At 57.1% G+C, this 21,215-nt stretch carries 20 protein-coding genes; 17 read left to right on the top strand and 3 right to left on the bottom strand.

From position 1 onward, the window contains the following. The first annotated feature begins 386 nt into the window (after positions 1-386). From BCV73_RS26435 to BCV73_RS26395, 9 genes are all read left to right on the top strand, one after another. Entirely contained in the window at positions 387-911 is a 525-nt protein-coding gene (locus BCV73_RS26435) for a sigma-70 family RNA polymerase sigma factor (RefSeq protein WP_089549141.1), read from the top strand. Further along, positions 904-2,301: a DUF4179 domain-containing protein gene (locus BCV73_RS26430; RefSeq protein WP_089549140.1), complete on the top strand. Its 1,398-nt coding sequence runs from the start codon at positions 904-906 to the stop codon at positions 2,299-2,301. The genes BCV73_RS26435 and BCV73_RS26430 overlap by 8 nt, the downstream gene beginning before the upstream one ends. A 186-nt stretch (positions 2,302-2,487) precedes the next feature. Beyond that, a complete protein-coding gene (locus tag BCV73_RS26425; protein WP_089549139.1) occupies positions 2,488-2,898 on the top strand; it encodes a DUF4395 domain-containing protein in 411 nt (136 codons plus the stop codon). A 220-nt stretch (positions 2,899-3,118) separates the two neighbouring features. Next, complete coding sequence (locus BCV73_RS26420) at positions 3,119-4,174, top strand: lactonase family protein (RefSeq protein ID WP_089550413.1); 1,056 nt, start codon at positions 3,119-3,121, stop codon at positions 4,172-4,174. A 130-nt stretch (positions 4,175-4,304) separates the two neighbouring features. Then, a complete protein-coding gene (locus BCV73_RS26415; RefSeq protein WP_089549138.1) occupies positions 4,305-4,493 on the top strand; it encodes a hypothetical protein in 189 nt (62 codons plus the stop codon). Between the two features lie 278 nt (positions 4,494-4,771). Further along, the gene (locus BCV73_RS26410) at positions 4,772-5,896 is read left to right on the top strand and encodes a sulfate ABC transporter substrate-binding protein (protein ID WP_089549137.1); all 1,125 of its coding nucleotides are present in this window, start codon (positions 4,772-4,774) and stop codon (positions 5,894-5,896) included. Positions 5,897-5,937: 41 nt separating this feature from the next. Then, positions 5,938-6,771 carry a sulfate ABC transporter permease subunit CysT gene (gene cysT / locus BCV73_RS26405; RefSeq protein ID WP_076172807.1) on the top strand — a complete coding sequence of 278 codons (834 nt, stop codon included), beginning with the start codon at positions 5,938-5,940 and terminating at the stop codon, positions 6,769-6,771. A 74-nt stretch (positions 6,772-6,845) separates the two neighbouring features. After that, on the top strand, positions 6,846-7,706 hold the full coding sequence (gene cysW, locus BCV73_RS26400) for a sulfate ABC transporter permease subunit CysW (RefSeq protein ID WP_089549136.1): 861 nt from the start codon (positions 6,846-6,848) through the stop codon (positions 7,704-7,706). A gap of 125 nt (positions 7,707-7,831) precedes the next feature. Next, the gene (locus tag BCV73_RS26395) at positions 7,832-8,050 is read left to right on the top strand and encodes a YezD family protein (RefSeq protein WP_076172809.1); all 219 of its coding nucleotides are present in this window, start codon (positions 7,832-7,834) and stop codon (positions 8,048-8,050) included. 235 nt (positions 8,051-8,285) lie between these two features. On the opposite strand, the gene BCV73_RS26390 is transcribed toward BCV73_RS26395, so the two are convergent. Beyond that, positions 8,286-9,149 carry a hypothetical protein gene (locus BCV73_RS26390; RefSeq protein WP_076172810.1) on the bottom strand — a complete coding sequence of 288 codons (864 nt, stop codon included), beginning with the start codon at positions 9,147-9,149 and terminating at the stop codon, positions 8,286-8,288. 182 nt (positions 9,150-9,331) lie between these two features. Continuing rightward, positions 9,332-9,982 carry an MgtC/SapB family protein gene (locus BCV73_RS26385; RefSeq protein WP_089549135.1) on the bottom strand — a complete coding sequence of 217 codons (651 nt, stop codon included), beginning with the start codon at positions 9,980-9,982 and terminating at the stop codon, positions 9,332-9,334. A 173-nt stretch (positions 9,983-10,155) separates the two neighbouring features. Here BCV73_RS26385 and BCV73_RS26380 point away from each other — a divergent pair, with 173 nt between their 5' ends. The 3 genes from BCV73_RS26380 to BCV73_RS26370 all read left to right on the top strand — a co-directional run bounded on the left by BCV73_RS26380 (position 10,156) and on the right by BCV73_RS26370 (position 13,379). After that, entirely contained in the window at positions 10,156-10,878 is a 723-nt protein-coding gene (locus tag BCV73_RS26380) for a DUF421 domain-containing protein (RefSeq protein WP_089549134.1), read from the top strand. A 79-nt stretch (positions 10,879-10,957) separates the two neighbouring features. Beyond that, on the top strand, positions 10,958-11,590 hold the full coding sequence (locus BCV73_RS26375; RefSeq protein WP_089550412.1) for an NAD(P)-dependent oxidoreductase: 633 nt from the start codon (positions 10,958-10,960) through the stop codon (positions 11,588-11,590). Between the two features lie 160 nt (positions 11,591-11,750). Continuing rightward, the gene (locus BCV73_RS26370; RefSeq protein WP_089549133.1) at positions 11,751-13,379 is read left to right on the top strand and encodes an NAD(P)H-hydrate dehydratase; all 1,629 of its coding nucleotides are present in this window, start codon (positions 11,751-11,753) and stop codon (positions 13,377-13,379) included. Positions 13,380-13,404: 25 nt separating this feature from the next. Here BCV73_RS26370 and BCV73_RS26365 read toward each other — a convergent pair whose 3' ends face one another. Continuing rightward, positions 13,405-13,875, bottom strand: coding sequence for a hypothetical protein (locus BCV73_RS26365; protein ID WP_089549132.1), 471 nt, complete (start codon positions 13,873-13,875; stop codon positions 13,405-13,407). A 361-nt stretch (positions 13,876-14,236) separates the two neighbouring features. On the opposite strand from BCV73_RS26365, the gene BCV73_RS26360 reads away from it, so the two are divergent. The 5 genes from BCV73_RS26360 to BCV73_RS26340 all read left to right on the top strand — a co-directional run bounded on the left by BCV73_RS26360 (position 14,237) and on the right by BCV73_RS26340 (position 21,211). Then, positions 14,237-15,172 (top strand): carbohydrate ABC transporter permease, encoded by a 936-nt coding sequence (locus BCV73_RS26360; RefSeq protein WP_076172814.1) that lies wholly within the window; start codon positions 14,237-14,239, stop codon positions 15,170-15,172. Positions 15,173-15,193: 21 nt separating this feature from the next. Then, positions 15,194-16,033, top strand: coding sequence for a carbohydrate ABC transporter permease (locus tag BCV73_RS26355; RefSeq protein ID WP_089549131.1), 840 nt, complete (start codon positions 15,194-15,196; stop codon positions 16,031-16,033). Positions 16,034-16,306: 273 nt separating this feature from the next. Continuing rightward, positions 16,307-17,698, top strand: coding sequence for an ABC transporter substrate-binding protein (locus BCV73_RS26350; protein WP_089549130.1), 1,392 nt, complete (start codon positions 16,307-16,309; stop codon positions 17,696-17,698). A 71-nt stretch (positions 17,699-17,769) separates the two neighbouring features. Further along, positions 17,770-19,575 carry a sensor histidine kinase gene (locus BCV73_RS26345; RefSeq protein ID WP_089549129.1) on the top strand — a complete coding sequence of 602 codons (1,806 nt, stop codon included), beginning with the start codon at positions 17,770-17,772 and terminating at the stop codon, positions 19,573-19,575. Continuing rightward, entirely contained in the window at positions 19,568-21,211 is a 1,644-nt protein-coding gene (locus tag BCV73_RS26340) for a response regulator transcription factor (RefSeq protein ID WP_089549128.1), read from the top strand. Before BCV73_RS26345 ends, BCV73_RS26340 begins: the two co-directional genes overlap by 8 nt. The last annotated feature ends 4 nt before the right edge of the window (positions 21,212-21,215 follow it).

The raw sequence follows: 21,215 nt of genomic DNA, 5'->3' as shown, positions 1-21,215 counted from the left end.
TAGGAAAGCATTGAGAAGGGACAACCGAAAGGGGGCCGGTCTAAACCAGCGGCTAACTGAAACAGGGAAGGACCGTCGTTAAGCAGGCAGGACTGCCTAACGGCGGTCCTTTTTTTGTTTATTTGGCCTCAGGGGGATGGGCGTTCCTGAGAGCCAGGATATCTTTTTTTGAAAAAAGTGAACTTCAACTAAAACCGTTCCATGCTTTCCGCAGTCTTTTTAGAGTATAGAAATTTAAATATTCAGCGGAGCTGAAGGTCTATACTCGCAGGACAAACTTCCTCAAATCGCGGTCTGTCTTCTTTGGAAGTACGACGATAGCTGTTTGTCTTGTATATACAGACGCTGGCAGGGCCAACGAAGGGGAGAGGGAAAGGGGTCTGACGATGGAACAAACCGAGCTGGCCGCCGCAGCATGCCGCGGAGACGAGCAGGCTTTTCACATCCTGGTGTCCGGGCAGCAGAGGCGCTTGTATGGCATTGCCTACAGCTATCTGCATCATGAGCAGGATGCGCTTGAAGCGGTGCAGGAAGCGGTATGCCGGGCCTGGATCAAGTGCGGAAAGCTGAAGGAACCGGGAGCGTTTATCCCGTGGCTGATCCGGATCCTGATCAACTGCTGCATGGATGAGCAGAAGCGCAAGAAGAGGGTGCAGCCGCTTCCGGACCATGCGGACATCCGGTCGAACGAAATGATCAGCGACAGCAAAATCGATCTGGAGCGTGCCCTGGACCGTATGAAACCGAAGTACAGGCACGTGTTGATGCTGAAATATTATGAGGACATGACCTTAACCGAAATAGCCCGGGTGCTGGACCGGCCGGAGGGCACAGTGAAAACATGGCTGCATCAAGGTCTTAAGCAGCTGCGGGGAAAAATGGAGACGGGAGGCGAGTTGTTTCATGGGTGAGGAAAAGGAGCGTCTGCTGGAGCAGTACTTTCAGTCCGCGGCCATTGCGAGCCGGCGGATCCCTGAGCCGCTGCTGGAGGAAGCAGTGGCGGCCGGCCTGAACCGCGGCAAGCGGATCAGGCGCAGCCGGACGATCATGCGCCGATCCGCGTTTTTCATTGGGGCGGTGGCGGCGGCGGTGATACTTGGGATTGGGATCGCATTTCCGCAGGCCTACAACCCTTCCGAGGTGAGCGGCTTGGCGGCCAAGCTATTGGGCAGGGAAGAGGTCCCCGATTATGTCGAGCAGCTGGCCGGGGACCGGGGGATTTTGCGGGAAGCGCTGGACGACGGGAAATACCAGGTGGTCGCCCGGACGGCTTCCTATGGCGGGTACCAGGTTACGGTGGACGGCATGCTGACGGACCTGAACCATGTCGTCCTGTTCTATACGTCCCGCAGCGATGCCGGGGAGCGGATTACGCCGGATTCGCCAAGGCTGTTCACTCTTGGATATGATCCATTGAACGCCGTCCAGTTCAAGGCAGGCTCACAGCAGTTAAAAGGTGTTACGGAAGAGGGCGGGATCTATCACGACATGATCATTTTTGATCTTCCCTTAGGCGAAACGCTGCCGTCCGAGTTTTATTTGGCCGGTCGCTGGCGGAACGAAGGGAGTCGGATCCCCCAAGACGAGTGGCTGGAAGTAAAGATCCCGGTCAAGGTCAATCGGCTGGCTGTTCTGGAGCGGGACATTGATGTCAACCGGACACTGAACTTCGACGGACAGAAAATCAAGGTGACGACCGTGAAGAAGGTTGTGCAACAGCTGGATGTGTTTTTTCAGTCTGACCCATCAAATACCAAGCGTGTTAAGGACATTTACGAGCTTGTGATGTATAACGATCGGACTGGAGGTAATACGGCATACAATGCTTTTGCCATGGCATCTAACAGTTTGGATTGGAAGATCAGTTACCTTGCGCCGGACTACCAGGCTGGCGATTCGCTTATTTTAACAGGAAAAGGACTGGGAACGACGTTTGATGGCGAAATGAAGATGGTGATCAACACCGAGAAGAAGACATTGATTCAAGCTCCGGACAGCCGCCTGCAGCTTAAGAGCATCGAACGGTCAGACAGCTTTATCCGAATACGTACCGCGATCCAAACCCCATTGCAAGGTCTAGCTTACGTAGCACGACCAAAGATCGGTTTTAAGGATGCGACGGGGGCTGCTTATTACCTTCCGCAGGATGGGGAAATCCACGAAAAGTGGCACAGTAACGGGGAGTGGAGCGAATATTATTTTGATATTCCGGCTCGCCAGTACGCCCAGCCGCTGACTTTTGACCTGAGTGATTATCCCGGCGGATTAATCCTGCAGGATTTTAAAATCGAGATCAAGTAAGCTTCACGATGAGAGGGGCTCTGCCGCGGCGCAGGGCCCTTTTCATCGGATTCGGTAAACGTTTTAGATCATAAAAGATTAATTACGTGAACCACATCTCGTTTTATTCCTATTGTACTCATCGGATTAATATTCTATAGTAAGGTCAAAGACCCCAATCTCTTCTTTAAAGGACGGTGAACCCCGATGAAGGAAATCCCGGAACCCTATGTCAAAGCAAATCAGACCGGCATCGTGCTGTTTGTGATCCTGACCGCCGTGTTCAACCAGCCGTACATTTTGCTGGTGCTATGGATCATTCAGGTGCTAGGACTGCTAACAGGAAAAAATGCGTTCGTGCTCCTGGCCAAACCGTTTCTGCGTGTCCAAGGCAAACCGACTCAGGCACTGGAACTGCAGCGGTTCAACAATGTGCTGGCCGTGCTTTTCCTGACGCTGTCGCTGCTCTTTTTTGCGCTGCAGCTGCCGGTGTTCGGGTATATTTTTGCGGCGATGCTGTTTCTGGCGGCATTTGTGGCGCTGTGCGGTTACTGCATCGGCTGTACGGTGTATTTTCAATACAAGCAGTTTAAGGCGAGAAGACGGATTCATTCATAAACGGGTTTAATATACAGGGAAAGTGACCGCCTGCCGGTCCGTTCATTTCCATTCCATCAGGCGCTCGCAGGAGCGCTTTTTTGCTGCGTCACGCCCGTTAATCAGCCCAAGGCAGTCGCCGAGAATAAAATAGGGTAATATATAGAATGAATTACAGAAATGAATCTATAATTTATTCAGATGAGGATCCTATTTTTGAATGGACAAGGAGTGGTGAATGGTGAACCCGGAAAATAAAAGCTTCTTCTATACAGGTACATACGCCCCTGAGGCGGAAAAGGGGATTTTCCTCTGTTCCCTCGACACGGAAACCGGAGAGATGGCCGTCGTGAACGGCCTGCCCGGCATTGCCAATCCCTCGTATCTGACGCTGAACGCGGCGGGGGACCGGCTGTATGCGGTGAGCGAAACGGGAAGCGGCGAAATCTTCGCCTATTCGATCGACAACGAAACCGGCGAGCTGCATCTGCTGGACCGGATGCCGACGGAAGGGGCGGACCCCTGCTATGTCTCCTTGACCCGGGACGGGCAGTTTGCGATGGTGTCCAATTATTCCAGCGGGCATATCAATGTGTTCCGGATCGGCGAAACCGGCGGGCTGGCGGAGATGAGCTCCATCGTCAAGCACAGCGGGCGCAGCATCCGGGACGACCGGCAGGAGGGGCCGCATCCGCACTCGATTTTTCAGGATCCGGAAGGCCGGTTTGTGCTGGTCTGCGACCTGGGGCTGGATGAAATCGTGCTTTACCGCCTGGAAGACGGCAAGCTGGTGACTCACGGGGAAGTAAAAACGACGCCGGGGGCGGGACCGCGGCACTTTGATTTTCATCCGTCCGGCAAGTGGGCGTACGGTATTAACGAGCTCGACAATACGGTAACGGTGTTTGCCTATAACGGGCAGGCCGGGGAATTGAAAGTGCTGCAGAACGTATCTACGCTGCCAGCGGATTTTACCGGGGAGAGCTTCTGCGCCGACATCCATATTTCCCCTTGCGGGCGTTTCCTGTACGGGTCCAACCGGGGAGATGACAGCATCGTCCTGTTCCATATCAACGAGTCGACCGGTGAGCTGACCCCGGTGGATTGGGTGTCGACGGGCGGCGAGTTTCCGCGCAATTTCGCGATCATTTCGGGATACCTTCTAGCGGCAAACCAGAACACAGGCAATATGCTGTCGTACAAAATCGATTCGGATTCCGGGCGATTGACCCCGACCGGCTTTGCGCTGGAGCTGCCGAAGCCGGTATGCATTCAGCAGTGGGTGAAGGGCGAATAGCAGGCTAATTTCTTAACAACCAAAACCAGGGTTCCATTTTATGGTTCCCCTGGTTTTTTTGTTGTGATACATTGGGGTTAGGCTCCATTGCACATTTCCGGTATGACGGAGCGATGAGAGGGGGGATAGAATGAGGAAGTTCCGATGGCTCGATTACGCGATTGTGTTTGTCCTCGTTTTTGGTCTGGGGATCATCAATATCGTCCCGCCGGCCCATTATGCTGCCGTTGTGGCCAGTCTCGCCGTATCCGCAATACTGGTCAGTCTGGTGGTCGGCACCGTCACGAACCTGGCGTTCAGGTCCAGAAAGAGAAATTGATTTTTGTGAAAAAAAGGTTTGACAGGTACGTTTCGGCTCACTACAATATACCCATATAACATACTAATCAGGTAGGAATAATTACAAATTGCAGTTCTCACCGTACGGACGGAGGAACCTCTGGAACAGGAGCAGACAGGTCAATTCATGACCGTTTTGTCTGCAGGCTGTGCCGGATTTTCCTCTGTCCTTTTTTGCTTGGCGAACACCGGCCAAACCGAGAATTTCACGATGAATCATGGTCAGGCCGTACATTTTATCACTGGGGAGTGGGTCATATGGTACACGTATGGAGAAGAAAACAAATCGTAAGGCGGGGAGTGAGCGCAGGGCTGGCCCTGCTGCTGGCTGCTGCGCTGGCAGCCTGCGGAAATGGGAGCGGCAGCGGCAGCGGAAGTACGGACAAAGAGGCGGGGGGCACCACCGAAGGGAAGAGCACGGAGGCGCAGGCGGACAGCTCGGCCAAACCGGTTGAACTGCTGAACGTCTCCTACGACCCGACACGGGAGCTGTACGAGAACTACAACAAGGCGTTTGCGGCCTATTGGGAAAAAGAAAAGGGCCAGAAGGTCACAATTAAGCAGTCGCATGGGGGCTCGGGGGCGCAAAGCCGTTCCGTTATCGACGGACTCGAAGCGGATGTAGTCACGTTGGCACTCGGCTATGACATCGATGCGATTCAGAAGAAAGGCTTGATCAACGAAGGCTGGGAAAGCAAATTCGAGCACAACAGCACGCCGTACAGCTCGACGATCGTGTTTCTGGTGAAAAAGGGCAACCCGAAGAACATCAAGGATTGGGGCGATCTGATCAAAGGCGACGTGGAGGTCATCACGCCGAATCCGAAGACATCGGGCGGCGCCCGCTGGAATTACCTGGCGGCGTGGGGCTACGCCTTGAAGCAAAACAATAACGACGAGGCCAAAGCGCAGGAGTTCGTCAAGGAACTGTTCAAGCACGTACCCGTGCTCGACACCGGCGCCCGCGGAGCGACGACAACCTTCGTAGAGCGCGGCATCGGCGACGTGCTGCTTGCCTGGGAGAACGAGGCCATGCTGTCGGTCAAGGAGCTGGGTCCGGACAAATTCGACATTGTCTATCCGTCGGTCAGCATCCTTGCCGAACCGCCGGTCGCCGTCGTTGACAAAGTCGTGGATAAGCGCGGAACCCGCGAGGTAGCCGAAGCTTACCTGAAGTACCTGTACTCGGAGGAAGGCCAAACGATCGCCGCGGAGAACTTCTACCGGCCGACACTGGATAGCGTCAAGGAGAAGTTCAAGGACAAATTCCACGACATCAATCTGTTTACGCTGCAGGATGTGTTCGGAACATGGGATGAGACGCAGCAGAAGCATTTTAGCGACGGAGGCATTTTCGATCAAATTTATACGCCTGGCAGCTGATCGGCGCACACAAGGCCGATGGCAGGAAAGGATGAACGGTCATGAGTCAAGTGAACGCGGCCCGGCGGAGGGTGCTGCCGGGTTTTGGGCTGACGCTGGGATACAGCGTGCTGTATTTGAGCCTGGTGGTGCTGATCCCGCTGTCGGCGCTCCTCCTAAATTCCACAGGGCTGAGCTGGGACAAATTTTGGCATGTGGCTACCGACCCGCGGGTGCTGGCCTCTTACAAGATCAGCTTTTTGACCTCGGCGGCGGCCGCCTTGATCGACTCGATCCTGGGGCTGCTGATCGCTTGGGTGCTGGTGCGTTACGAGTTTCCCGGTAAAAGGCTGTTTGACGCGCTGATCGACCTGCCCTTTGCGCTTCCGACCGCGGTAGCGGGGGTCGCCCTAACTGCGCTCTACTCGCAAAACGGCTGGATCGGCTCGCTGCTGGAGCCGCTGGGTATCAAGGTGGCCTTTACGCAGCTTGGCATTACGATCGCGCTGATGTTCATCGGCATTCCGTTCGTTGTGCGGACCGTGCAGCCTGTGCTGCAGGACGCGGAGCGGGACGCTGAAGAAGCAGCCGCCACGCTCGGGGCGAAGCGATTCCGGACGTTTCGGACCATCATTTTGCCGGAGCTGATTCCGCCGCTCCTGACGGGTTTTGCCCTGGCGTTTGCACGCGGCATCGGGGAATACGGCTCGGTCGTATTCATTTCCGGCAATATGCCGATGAAGACGGAGATCGCCCCGCTGCTCATCATGTCAAAGCTGGAGCAGTACGATTATGCCGGCGCCGCCGCCGTAGCGATCCTGCTGCTGCTGATCTCGTTTCTGCTGCTGCTCGTCATCAATTCGCTGCAGCGGTGGACACGGCGCTCGGTGCGTTAATACCCCGCCCGGTTTTAACCCGGCCTGAACTATACCCTATGCTCAAGTGTCACTAAGAAAAGGAGGGCTTTCCTATGGCAGGTACCGTGCCCATGACTTCCGTTCAAACGAGTGCCCAGGCTTCGCCGGCCACGACGGAAGCGGCCTGGGTGAAATGGCTGTTAATCGCGGCGGCCGGGCTGGCGATGCTCTGGCTGATCGTGCTGCCGCTGCTCATCGTCCTCACCGAGGCGCTCAAGAAGGGATGGGATGTGTACGTCGCAGCTCTCGCCGATCCAGATGCGCTGTCCGCCCTGAAACTGACGCTCATCGTTGCGCTGGTGACCGTTCCGCTGAACACGGTGTTCGGCATCGCCGCGGCCTGGGCCATTACTAAATTCAAGTTTCGCGGCAAAGGGGCGCTGATTACGCTGATCGACCTGCCCTTTGCGGTGTCGCCCGTCATCGGAGGGCTGATCTTCGTGCTCGTGTTCGGGGCGAACGGCTGGTTCGGCCCCTGGCTGAGCGACCACGATATCAAAATCATCTATGCCGTGCCGGGCATCATCCTGGCAACGCTGTTCGTGACCTTTCCCTTCGTGGCGAGGGAATTAATCCCGCTGATGGAGGACCAGGGCACCCAAGAGGAGGAGGCGGCCGTGACGCTGGGCGCACGCGGCTGGCATGTATTTACCCGGGTGACCCTGCCGAATATCAAATGGGGTCTCCTGTACGGGATGATCCTGTGCAACGCCCGCGCTATGGGGGAATTCGGGGCGGTGTCGGTCGTTTCCGGGCATATCCGCGGACAGACGAATACGCTGCCGCTGCACGTTGAAATTTTGTATAACGAATACCAATTCTCGGCGTCATTTGCAGTGGCATCGCTGCTCCTGCTGCTGGCGCTGGTCACTCTTCTTTTTAAAAGTTGGCTGTCGTGGAAAAATGCTCATTGACAGCGATTTTACCCGCGTGATAATGTTAAACCATACTAATTTGGTTGGAAAAGAAGGATTATTATTACATTCATCCCCAATGGCTCATATTCCTTAAAATCCAGGAACTAAAGGAGGCGTCAATTGTGGCAAAACCTCTTATCGTTGATGAAGTATGGAAGGAACGTATTGCGAGTCAGCTGAACGATATGGAATTCGGTTCGCTTCACATCGTTGTACATGAGGGACAGATCGTGCAGATGGAGCGGACGGAACGCAAACGGTTCGAGAACACGCCGGGCAGCTCCGTGAAGGCGGCAGCAAGAGCCGAGCGGAGGACCGGAAGAGAGTCCGGGCTGCGCTAGCCGCGGACGCCCCCGTCAGCATGAAGAACGGACAATAAATAACCCCGCTGAATGCCTTGCCTTCCATCGTGGAAGGGGGCAGGGCAGCGGGGTTATTTTTTAAGAGATCAAAAAGTATAAGTTTCGGAGCTTCTGCTTCCTGATCTCGCAAGAAAAACATCCAACGGAAGAAGCGCCAACTCTATTCCACAAGTGGAACGAGGGGGAAGGGCCGCAGGACGCAGGCTGTGGAGACTCAGCGATCCTTCGGATTCTCCTCGTTGTCTTGGGTTACTTCGCGGTGGCCGGCATAGGGCCGGTTCCGGCGGCTGGGCTTGGGGTTCAGGTTAAAGCCGAACAGGAACAGCACCACCTGGACGGCCAGTATGTAAGGTGCCGCGGTCAAACCGAGCAGATGCAGAAGCGCCACCGCGGCGATGATCAGGGCGAGCAGCCGGTACAGAATGCCCGGCGTATCCCTTCGGGTATCCATGATGACCCAGTACAGGAAGAGCGTGGCCGCGAGGCATGAAATGAGCCGCGTCCACAGTTCAAGGCTTGTCCACGACAAGGCGGCGGCGCCGCTGTCCTGAAAGCCGTTGTACAGCTGGATGAACCAATACAGGGTGAGGACCAGAGCGGCGAAAGGAACCGCCGGACGGATCATTCTCCAGAAGCTGGTGCCCCAGCCGGGATTGTCAATTTTGCGGATCAGCACCGATTGTTCATGAATCCTCCGGTGGATTTCCCGGTCCAGCATTTTCTGCAGCATCAGGAGCCGGGAGAAATCCCGTTCGCGTATGTAAGCATCGATCATGTCCAGCAGCTCCGGAGTCATCAGCGGGGCCGCCTTGCATTCCTGGAGCAGCTGGACAAGCTGGTCCGGCTCCTGGGCGCCGACATGGGCGGCTTCCACTTCTTCGCCAAGGACGCCCTGCGCCCGGCTGTACAGGGCAAGGGTGCGCTGCAGCAGCTCCAGCCGCGCGGCGGCCTCGGCCCTCAAGGAACGGGATGTGCGGATGTACAGCCAGAGGAAGACGATGACCGCGAGCCCAGCTACGATCAAATTCGACTCCGTTCCGGTCAGCCGGTCAAGGCCGGCCTGTAGAGCAAGGGACAACAGCGCCACCTCCCTTCATTCATTATTATTTTATCAAGATCAGGAATTTCAAAGGTGAAACTGAATCAATGATCGCAAGAAAAGCTTCCGCTAAATGTGGTCTGTCTCCTGTGAAGTTTCATCAATAGCCGTTTTTCTTACTATTGCATAACCTTTCCGGGATTTCAACAGGTTAACCTGCGCTACTCGAGGTTTGCGGATAATATATGGGGCAGCTCATCGAGCTCCCGCAGCAGGTCCTGCAGCGTCCCGTTATGCTTGGCCCTGGCCTTGATGTTCAGGTGATACAGGCTGCTGTCGCTCGGGTCTTGTTCGAGCTGGTAGGAGGTCACTGCGATTTTACGCACCGACAGGCGCTCTAGAATCGGCTTCACGGACTCCTTGTCGTCCAGCTCAAATGAAATGCTGAGCGCTTTGCCGGTTTTGAATATGCTCAGCAGCTCCAGGCCGATCATGACGAGAATCGTGGCGCTGATCCCGGCGGCATACATGCCCGAGCCGATGGTCAGGCCGATGCCGGATGTAGCCCACACGCCGGCCGCGGTCGTCAGGCCGCGCACGCTTTTCCGCTCGATAATGATCATGCCAGCACCTAAAAAGCCGATGCCGCTGACGGCTTGGGCGGCGACCCGGCTCGGGTCGAGCGCCACGTGGTCGTGGTCCATAATGTCGAAGAAACCGTACTTGGATACCAGCATAATTAATGCGCTACCAACCGCAACGAGAAAGTGGGTGCGCAGCCCCGCCTCCTTGGCCCTCAGCTCCCGCTCAAGGCCGATTACGGCTCCAAGCAGGCCAGCCACGGCCAGCCGGACGATAAATTCACCAATCATGTGACAACAGCTCCTCTCCATGCTACAAATGTTTTTGCAACCATCCACCGTCCCTAAAGTACTGCTCCCAGGTAACATTACCCATTCCGCCCGCCGATGCCAATCGGGATTTTCAGCCCCGCCCTGAATTGGGTAAGTATTGAGCAAACGATGAGACACGGGAGGCGGAGGTTATGGATTATGGCATGATCACCATAAAATTAATTACGGGATTCATCGGCTTGTGGCTGATGACCCGGATTCTCGGGAAAAAGGAAATTTCCCAGCTGACCCCCTTCGACTTCGTCTCCTCGCTTATGCTGAGCGAGCTGGTGGGGAATACGGTATACCAGAAGGACGTCCACTATGGCCAGCTCCTGTTCGGACTGGCGGTTTGGTTCATCCTATCGTATTTATTTGAAAAAGTCACCCAGTATGCACGCCGAACCAGGGGGCCTTTGGAGGGTACGCCTTCCATATTAATACACAACGGGAAAGTGGATATGCGGGAAATGAAAAAGAACCGGCTGGATTTTGAGCAGCTGCGCATGATGCTGCGTCAAAAGGATATTTTTTCCCTGCGCGAGGTTGCTTATGCCATCTTTGAAACGAACGGCTCGCTCAGCGTTCTGAAGAACGCGGATTTTGAGGCGGTCCAAAAACAGGATCTGGATCTGGATACGGATCCATCCGGCCTGACCTATAATCTGCTGGAGGATGGGGATTATAACGACGACAAATTGCAGCAGATCGGCAGAGACCGGAATTGGCTGGCGGCCATGCTGAAGGAAAAAGGCTTCAGCGATCCCGGCAAGCTGGCCTATGTCGAATGGGAGGAAGGGAAAGGATTATACATTTTGCAGCATAACCGGGAAGGGCAGACGGAGAGCGGACGGCTGCAAAAAGCGGAAGGATAGCATGCGGAAGACAGGTCATGTAGAATAATAACAGGCATAATAGCGAAGGAGACAATAACCTATGGAAACGATCAATGCAATGCATATTACGATATTTGGAGCCAGTGGACAGGTCGGAAAAGCCATCGTTCGTGAAGCGCTGAAGCGCGGGCACGGAGTCACGGCTGTCGTGCGGGATCCCGCCAAGCTGACCGAGGAGCATGAACGGCTGAACGTGGTGACCGGAAACATTCTGGACCCTGCATCGGTGGCCAGCGTATGCGAGGGGCAGGACGCGGTCATCAGCGCGTACGGTCCGACGTTTGGCGAGGAGCAGGAGCTGCTGGAAGCCGCGCGTTCGCTCATCGAGGGCGTACAGCGTGCCGGCGTGAAGCGGCTGCTCATCGTCGGCGGGGCGGGCAGCCTGAAGACTGGACCGGATACGCTGCTGATGGATACGCCGGAATTTCCGCAGGAGCTGGTGCCGCTGGCCAGGGCGCATGCGGATGCATACGATATTTACAGACTGTCAGATCTGGATTACAGCTATCTCAGCCCGGCGGCGGTGCTGGAAACCGGACGGCGCACCGGCAACTTCCGGATCGGCATGGACATGCTCATCACCGATGAGATGGGCAGCAGCCGGATTTCGGTCGAAGATCTTGCCGCTGCCATGATCGACGAAATGGAAGACCCGTATTTCGTCCGCACCCGGTTTACGGTAGCTTACTAGGTTAGCGACGGTTCTCCGCGGACGGGCTGCTTCTATATTAAGCATCCGGGCGGAGGCTGCCTTAGAATTGAACAATACGAGGGTCCCTTTAAAACAGCTGGATGACATCGAAGACAACCCCACATCTGTGGGGTTGTTTCATATAAGGAGGAGACGGCAGATGTATATCGTGACATCCGACGAAATGAGAGAGCTGGATCGCCGAACGATCGAGGAGGTTGGCATCCCGGCGGTGGCGCTAATGGAAAACGCCGGCAGAGCCATCGCGGAGGAGGTGATCCGGTGGTGCCGGGAGCGCCGTGATGCAAGCAGCAGCACCCGGCTAGGCGCCGGACCCCATAGTGAAGGCCCGGGAGATCTTGTGCCGGCCGTTCAAGGGGACGCCGCGCTCTGGCTGGAGGAACCGGAGCGGGAGCATTGGCTCGTCCTTGCCGGCAAGGGCAACAACGGCGGGGACGGCCTGGTCGCGGCGCGGTACTTGCGTGAAGCGGGTTTGCGCGTCACGATCGTGTACGCCGCAGAGCCCGGCAGTCTCACCGGCGAGGCAGCGCTGCAGAGGGACGCGGCCCGCGCATTGGGCATCCCGTTGCTCGTCCACGGCCGGGACGCCGTGGACTTCACCGCCTGCACGGGCATCGTGGATGCCCTGCTCGGCACCGGCAGCCGCGGTGCGCCGCGCGGCGCCTACGCCGAGCTGATTGCCGCGGCGAACGGCAGCGGCAGGGACATCGTGTCGGCGGACATCCCGAGCGGGCTGGACGCCGACACGGGGGCCGTGCACGATCCCTGCATCCGTGCACGGCGGACCGTATGCCTCGCGTTCCTGAAGCGAGGCCTGGCGCAGTTCCCCGGCGCGGAAGCCGCCGGGGAGATCGTGGTGCGCGCCATCGGCATCCCCGCGCTGCTGTGCGAGCAGCAGAACGTCAGCACGTTCCTGCTGACGGAGGAGGTGCTGCGCACGCGGCTTGGGGTCGATACGGCGCGCCGCCGCTCGCCGGACGGCCATAAAGGCACGTACGGCCACGTGCTTGTAGCGGCGGGCAGCCTGCCGATGAGCGGCGCGGGCCTGCTCTGCTCGCGGGCGGCCCTGCGAGCCGGCAGCGGCCTCGTCACCTGGGCGCTGCCCGGTCCGCTGCTGCCGCATATGGCGGGCGCCGCGCCGGAGGTCATGCTCGCCTCGGCGACAGCCGCCGACTGGCACGAGGCCTCCGCCGCCCGCGTGCTCGAGCTGCTGGCTGGGCGCGATGTGCTCGCCGTCGGCCCCGGGCTGGGGCGCTTCGAGGGCGACGGACGCTGGCTGCGCACGCTCTGGGAGGAGGCGGCATGCCCGATGGTCGTCGACGCCGACGCGCTCAACATGCTGGCAGCCAGCGACGACCTGGACGCGTGGAAGCCGCGCCAGGCGGACACGGTGCTGACGCCCCATCCCGGCGAAATGGCGCGGCTGGCCGGCTTGTCCACCGCCGAGGTGCAGCGTGACCGGATTCGCCTAGCGTCCGAATACGCCAAGGCGCACCGGGTGACGCTGGTGCTCAAGGGCGCACGGACGGTCATCGCCACGCCGGACGGTGATGCGTTCGTGAACGCGACCGGCAGCCCGGGCATGGCGACCGGGGGCGCCGGCGACGTGCTGACCGGCATCATCGCCGGGCTGCTGGCCCAGGGCGCAAGCGGTCCGCAGGCGGCCGCGTTCGGCGTGTACCTGCACGGACTGGCCGGCGAAGCGGCGGCTCGGCGCCGCGCCCATCCGGCATCCCTCGTGGCGGGCGATATCATCGAAGCGCTGTAGCCGGCTGGAGCCGCAAAAGCAGCCGCTACAGAAAGCCCCAGCAGAGCAGGGGGACCAGCAGGGCGAAAATCAGCGTGATGAGCGAATCGCGCACAAACAGCTTTTTCCCGATGTAAAACAGCAGCACCGTACACATGCCCGCCACCGTGGAGGAGATATGGTCCGTACCTGCGGCGTCATGTACATACAGCGCATAGAAGCACAAAAAACCGGCCGCCGCGTAGATCGAGATTTGTTTGTCCCTGGACAGGGGAGGCAGCACGTACAGCACAAAATCCGCCAGAATGGAGGCGGTCATCGCATAACCGTAGACCCAGTAGGACAAGGGAATGGGCAGATCGGTGTCCGATGCCAGAGGAAGCTGATCCTGAAGGGGCAGCATACTGGAGATCAGCACCAGCAGGAGCAGCGTCAAGCCAGCCGATGCGAGCTTGTTCAGGGCGTACAGCCCCGATTTGAGCCTGGACGAGATAAAGGGGGAGCGGTCTGAATTCATCAAGTTTCTCTCCTTGTGATTCCATAGTACGTAGTACAGCATAATCGGATGCCGGAGCAAAGGTGACTGGGAATGTCACCTGAAGGCGGCAGAGGTTTTAGCGGCGCAGGTTTGGAGTTCCGCTGCTGAAAAAAGTAAAAATTAGCGTGAATATGATCAAAATACCGTCAAAGCTGCTGACGGTATTTTTTTTATAATATCAAGTATAAAATCCAGAGCCATTGCTTCCTGAGATTGCAAGAAAAACTTCCGCTAAACGCGGTCTGTCTTCTTTGAAGTCACGTCGATAGACGTTTTTCTTTTAATCAAATCAGGTTTTAAGGAATGCAGAAGAAACGGGGTGTGGAGCTTGGAACAACGAATGGAAACGGCCGCGGCAGCGCCGCCGGGCATAGGGAAACGAACCCGGAAGAGCGGCTCCCTCCAGCGGGGCGAAACGCTGTGGGGAATGCTGTTCGTCAGCCCGATGCTGCTCGGGGTATTCATCCTTGTGCTGTTGCCGATCGTCGCAACGATGGTGCTCGGATTCGCCGACTGGAACTTTGTGCAGGGGTGGAACGGCATCCGCTGGGTCGGGTTTGAAAATTTTCGAAATTTGCTTCATGATGACATGTTTATTAAATCGGTCCGCAATAATGTCATCTTTCTGCTGACCGTGCCGGTGTACATGCTCATTTCGATGGTGCTCGCCATCCTGATCGACCGGTTCGTATACATGAAGAGCTACTTCAAAGTCGCTTACTTCATGCCCTATATCTCGAGCGTCGTCGCGGTCGCCGTCGTCTGGCAGGTGCTGTTTCAGCCCTCCTACGGCCCGATCAACGAATTGCTCAAATCGATTGGGGTGGAGCATCCGCCAAAATGGATTGCCGATCCGCATTTTGCGCTGCTGTCGATCATGATGATTTCGGTCTGGATCTCCATCGGCTTCAACATGATCATTTATATCGCCGGGCTGCAGTCAATCCCGCGCGACCTGTACGAGGCGGCTGACATCGACGGCGCGAACGGTTGGACAAAATTCACCCGGATTACGGTGCCGCTGCTGTCGCCGACGTCCTTTTTCCTGATGGTAACGGGCATCATTTCGACGTTCAAAGTGTTCGATATTATCGCGGTGATGACACAGGGAGGCCCGGTGGGCTCTACGACGATGATGGTTTGGTACCTGTACGACACGGCATTCGTCAATTTGAAGGTGGGCTATGCTTCGGCGATCGCCGCCGTTCTGTTCGCCTTTGTTATGCTGATTACCCTTGGACAGTGGTCCGCCCAGAAGAAATGGGTCAATTACTAAGCGAAAGGAGCTGAGCGGAAAATGACGACACGTACCGGGCCCGACTGGCGCAGGCTGGTCATCACCGCGGTCATGCTGGCGGTCAGCATCCTGTTTCTGATGCCGTTCATCTGGATGCTGGTCACTTCCTTCAAGATCGAAAAGGACGTCTTCGTCTACCCGATCCAGTGGATCCCAAGGAAATGGAACGCGGTGGCGAATTATAAAGAAGTATGGTTCGGCGATTACCCTTTTTATCTCTATTACTGGAACTCGATCAAAGTAAGCGTACTGACGACGCTGATCTCCTGCACGGCGTCGGCCCTGGCCGCCTACGGCTTCTCCAAAATCCAATTTGCCGCAGGGCGCTGGCTGTTCATGATCGTGCTGGTCACCTACATGATTCCGGGGCAGGCGATCCTGATTCCGCAGTTTATTTTATACCGCAACATCGGCTTGTTCGACAGCCATTTCGGTCTGATCATTCTGGGCAGCTTCAGCGTGCTGGGCACGTTCATGCTTCGTCAATTCTTTATGGGCATTCATCAGGAATTCATCGAGTCGGCGAAAATTGATGGCGCGGGTCATCCCCGCATCTTCTCCTCGATCGCGCTGCCGCTCGTAAAGCCAGCGGTGGCGACCTACGCCATTCTGCGTTTTATCTGGACATGGAACGATTATCAGAATCCGCTGATCTTTCTGCGGAGCGACCGGCTGTTTACGATTCCGCTGGCGATGCAGAAGTTTACGTCTTTAAGCGGGGAGTTCTACTCGCTGATTATGGCCGCGGCGGTATCCGCCATTTTCCCGCTATTGCTGATTTTTATCATTGGGCAAAAAAACGTCATCGCAGGTATCGCCCTCGGTGGAGTCAAGGGCTAGCATCCGTCAAAATAGCAGGATCAACGGTCAATTTAACGTCATGAGCCGGGGGAACGGCCCCGGTATAATCAAAGCGTCAGATACGGGAAAACGCAGCCGGCAAGCGGTGGGCATACGGAGGAGGTATACGGAGCACACCGAGGCATGCGGAGGCACACGGACGCAGGCGGATAAGCGGGCAAATGGCCCGAGGCCGGTGTCCTGTTAGCTGTATGGCAGTTGGCGGTAGAAGCATTTTCACGGCAAGCATAATCCAAGGGAGGTTATTGAGGGATGAAGAGAAAAAGATGGCTTACCGGCGCGGCAGCCGGCATGCTGCTGATCAGTTTGCTGTCAGGCTGCGGGGGAAGCAGCGGCGGCGGGGATAGCGAAGGGGCGGCGTCCGGCTCCGGCGGATCAAGCGGCGGCCAGGACAAGGTCAACCTGAGATTATACACCTATGGAACCGAGGAAGCTTACAATTGGAGCAAGACGCTCAAGGCCTACGAAGACGCCAACCCCGGCGTCACGATCGAGCTGGTGCAGCTCAGTGAAAAAGGCGATACGCAGGAGGCTTCCAAGAAGCTGGACCTGGAGGCGGCGTCCTCCGCACAGATGGACATCTTGATGTTCAGCGATCCGGCCGGATACGCTCAGCGCGTAGCTTTGGGCATGGCGGAACCGCTGGACGACTACATTGCCAAGGACGGTTATAAGGAAGAGACGGATTATAAAGTCGATACCCGCCTGAACGGCAAGGTGTATGCGCTGCCGGGCAAGTTCAACCCGTGGTATGTGCTGTTGAACAAGGACCATTTGGATGAAGCGGGCTTGAGCGTGCCGACAGATTGGACGTGGGACCAGTTTGCCGATTATGCGAAAAAGCTCACCAAGGGCGAAGGCGCAAGCAAGCGCTACGGCACGTACTTCCATGGCCCGCAGGGCGGGGGCTGGCTGGAATTCCTGAAGCTGAAGATGGAGAATCAGCCGGAAAACTCCGACTTTCTCAAGGCCGACGGCTCCTCGAATCTGGATGATCCCAATTTCCGGGCGACGCTGGAACTGCGGCTGAAAATGGAAAAAGAGGACCAGTCCTCCGTTCCGTATACCGATATGATTTCGCAGAAGCTCAATTACCGGACGCAGTTTTTTAACCAATCGGCGAGCATGATCGTGATCGGCAGCTGGATGAATACCGAAATCGGCGGGACGGATAAGGTACCGCTGGAGTTTAACGTCGCCGTGGCGCCGTTCCCGAAAAACAAAGAGGGCGATCCCACGGGCATCACCCCGGTCACGACAGATTATGTCGCTGTCGCCGCCAAGTCCAAGCATAAGGAAGAAGCCTACAAGTTTGTGCGCTGGTACACGACCGAAGGGCAGACGGTCCAAGGTAAAAATATTCCGGCCTGGAGTCAGGTGAAGAGCGACCAGGTGGAGCAGATCATCGATACGATCCTCGCCGGCACGAAAACCTCGGAGAAGGTCGACAAGAAGTCATTGGTCGACACGCTGGTCGCCTCGAAAGCATCGGCGATCGTACCGCCGGCGTCCTACCAGGCCGAAGTGTTCAAAGCGGTCAACGAGGAATACGAGAAGCTGATCCTCGGCAACCAGGATATCGATGCGACGGTAAAAAACTCGCAGGAGCGCGTGAACAAAATCATCGAATCCAACCAAAAATAATTTTGGTATAATATGATCCAAAAACGGGGGACGGCGATTTCGTCCCTTTTTTGTACCCTGGGGGGACCATCATGATCAACCGGCTGCGGCACTTGGCGCTGCGCTCGATCCGCCACAAGCTCATCTTTGCATCGATTGTCTGCATCGTCGTTCCCGCGGTCATCAGCCTGATCGTATACAACGGCTTATCGCGGGAGGCGGTGAAGCGGCAGGCCGTATCGAACGCGAGGGATTCGCTGCAGCTGGTGGCCGGATCCGTCACGAACCTGCTGTCCAGCAAGCTGAACATTGCCAATTACATTCAAGTCAATTCCGGTTTGAACACCTATTTCAAGCAGGTCGCCTCAGGCAATGAGGAGAAGGATCCGTACCGCCGGTTTACCGATGCGAACCGGGTACTGGAGCAGCTCGACAGCCTGACGGTGGTCGGCGAGCAGACGTATGTGACCGTGCTGCTGACAAACGGGGCGTATTACATGAATTATTCCGTAAGCGATTACAATCCGCCGGACCTGACCCGGCAGCCCTGGTTCAGACAGATGAAGGAGCTGAGAGGGCTGGAGTCTTATTGGACCGGGCCTGAGCGAACCGTCTATGTGCAGGATCAAGCCGATCACCCTTACCAGCTATCCATAGCCCGGTCGCTGCGGCTGGCCAATTCGGAAATTTACGGCTATGTGGTGGTGTCTTGGGTGGAGGATCAGGTTAGCGGCATCTTTGACCGGCTCTCCAAGGGAAACCGGGTGCTGATGGTAGACAGCGCGGGCACGATCGTATCGGGACCGGCCGGCCAAATCGGCAGGAAGTTTGCTTATGCTGATCTGAACGAGGGAACCAAGCCGTATTCGATTGAACGGATCGACGGGGAGAAGTTCCTGGTAGTGGAGCAGGAGATTCCGATGAACGGCTGGCATCTCGTGCTGATGCAGCCGTATCAGGACGCAATCGTGGACCTGAATGCCATCTTCAGCAAAGTATTTCTGTTCGAAATGATCTCGTTCTTCGTGTTCCTTCTGCTGCTGATCGTGCTGGTGCGCAGGTTCACGACGCCGCTCGTCCGGCTTGGCAAGGTAACGAACGCGGTGCAGCGCGGCAACCTGGACGTGCGTTCAGGCGTTGCTGGCAACGATGAGATCGGGCGGCTCGGACTGCTGTTCGACCAGATGCTGGACCGGGTCAAAGAGATGATCGCCGAGGTGTCGGACCACCAGGCCCGCAAGCGAAGGGCCGAGCTTAAAATGCTGCAGGCGCAGATTCATCCCCATTTTTTGTTCAACGTGTTAAATTCCATCCGGATGAAGGTGATGAAGCGCGGCGATCCGGAGAGCGCCAAGATGATCGGCTCGCTGTCGGTCCTGCTCCGCATGACGATCAGCCGCGAGGACGACGAGATTTTGCTGCATGAGGAGATCGACCTGATTTCCCATTACGTCGCCCTGATGAACCTGCGGCAGAAGGAGGAGGCCGTGCTGCAGCTGGATATTGACCCGGAGGCGTTTCTGATCAAAGTGCCGCGCTTCTTCCTGCAGCCCCTGGTCGAAAATGCGATGATTCATGGGCTGAGCCGCCAGGCAGGCACGATATCGATCCGGGCGGTGACGGAGGCGGAGCGGATCATTCTGACGGTCGCTGACGACGGCGCGGGAATGGAAGAGGAGCGGAGGCAGGAGCTGATGCGGATCCTGAACGGAGCCGCCTATGAAGCGGAGCCTTCGCCGTCAAGCGGCTCCTTTTCAGGCATTGGCCTGCCCAATGTGGCGGAGCGGATGAACATGATGTTCGGTGATGGATTCCAGGCTTGCGTGAACAGCGAGCCGGGGGCCGGAACCGTGATTGAGATGCATATTCCACGGAAGGAGGGGCTGCGGGATGTATAATGTCATGCTGGCTGACGATGATTACCCCGTGATTGAGCTGCTGTCAGAGACGATCCGCTGGGAGGAGCTCGGGCTGAGGCTGATGTCCACCCACGAGAACGGATGGAGCGCCTGGGAGCAGGCCCAGCGCCAGACCCCGGATATTCTCATTACGGATATCGGGATGCCCAAGATGGACGGCTTGGAGCTGTCGGGACGCATCCGGGAGCTGAATCCCGCCGTGCGCATCGCCATTTTGTCCTGTCACAGCGAGTTTCAGTATGCGCAGCAGGCCGTCCGTCTGAACGTACAGGACTATCTGCTGAAGGACACACTTGACCCGGAGGATCTGGTACAGCGGCTCACCCGGTTCAAGCAGGCGATGGATGAGGAGAAGCAGGCCGGATGGGAGCACAGCCGGATGAAGCGCATGTATGATGAGGCGAAGGAGCTGCGGAAGGAACAAAGCCTGAAAAACCTCATCGATCTGCCCCTGCTGTCCCCGGAGAACTGGAGGAAGGAAGCAGCGGAGTACGGCCTGCTCCGGGAAGGCGAGCACACCCTGCCGGTCGCTGGATTTCTGGAGAACTACCGGCAGGTGAAATACCGCTTCTTTTCGGATCAAACGCTGCGTTTTGCCGTCGGCAACGTCATGAAGGAAGTGCTGGAGAACTTTGCACCATGTGGGGTACACGCGGGTTACGATGCCAGAACCTGGCTGCTGTTTTTCTCCGGCAAGCCGGGGCTCCATCGGAATTTTTATGAGGAAACGGCGCAGATGCTGAAGGAAATCCAGTCCGCGCTGCGAAAAGTACTTAAGGTTGACATGTCGCTGTGCATCGGCGAGCCCTGCGCTTCGCCGGAGAGCTTGAAGCAGGCGCTCAGCGGTCTGCTGGCCTCGGGCGGGCTGCGTTTCTATCTGGAACCCGGAGAGACGGTGAAGCTGCGCGCATCAAGGCCGAGGCTGGAGCCGGAGCCGGAAGGGGATGACCTGCCGCCGCGGGATCTGTTCAGCTTCTACGATGAGGCACTTGGCGAGCTGCGCGGGGCCTTACTGGACCGGGAGCCGCAGGCGATCCGGTCGGCGACGGCGGCCTGGACCGCGAGGATCCGCAATGAGCGGTATCCGCCGGAGTCAGTGAAGGATTGGATCCTCAAGCTGCTGCTCGATTTGAAGCTGAAGCTGCAAGCCATCCCTTCCGTTTCGACGGCATCGTCCGCGGATACGCTCCACAAGGAAATCGCGGACATCGATTCGCTTGCAGATCTTCATGCCTGGCTGAACGGGCATTTGGAGTCGTGGGCGGCGACCGATTTTGGCGGACATAAGTCCGGCAGACGGCCCGAGATTACCGAAGCCTGCGTGTACGTCACGCGGCGGCTGCACAGCCGGATTTCGCTGGACGAGGTGGCGGAGCACCTCCACATGAACACCAGCTACTTCTGCCGGCTGTTCAAGAAGGAGACGGGCAGCACCTTTATCGAATATGTGACCCGGCTCAAAATGATGCGGGCCCAGGAGCTGCTGGACCGGACGGGAGCGACCGTCGGGGAGATTTGCGAGCAGCTGGGCTATGACAATCAAAGCTATTTCATTAAGACATTCAAATCTTATGCCGGCGTGACCCCGGTCGAATACCGGAGCCGGCTGCGGTGAGACT

Source organism: Paenibacillus sp. SSG-1, assembly GCF_002224835.1.
GTDB classification, from domain to species: Bacteria; Bacillota; Bacilli; order Paenibacillales; family Paenibacillaceae; genus Paenibacillus_AQ; species Paenibacillus_AQ favisporus.
Note: the sequence above shows the minus strand (reverse complement) of the source record. Positions and strands in the feature narration are given on the sequence as shown.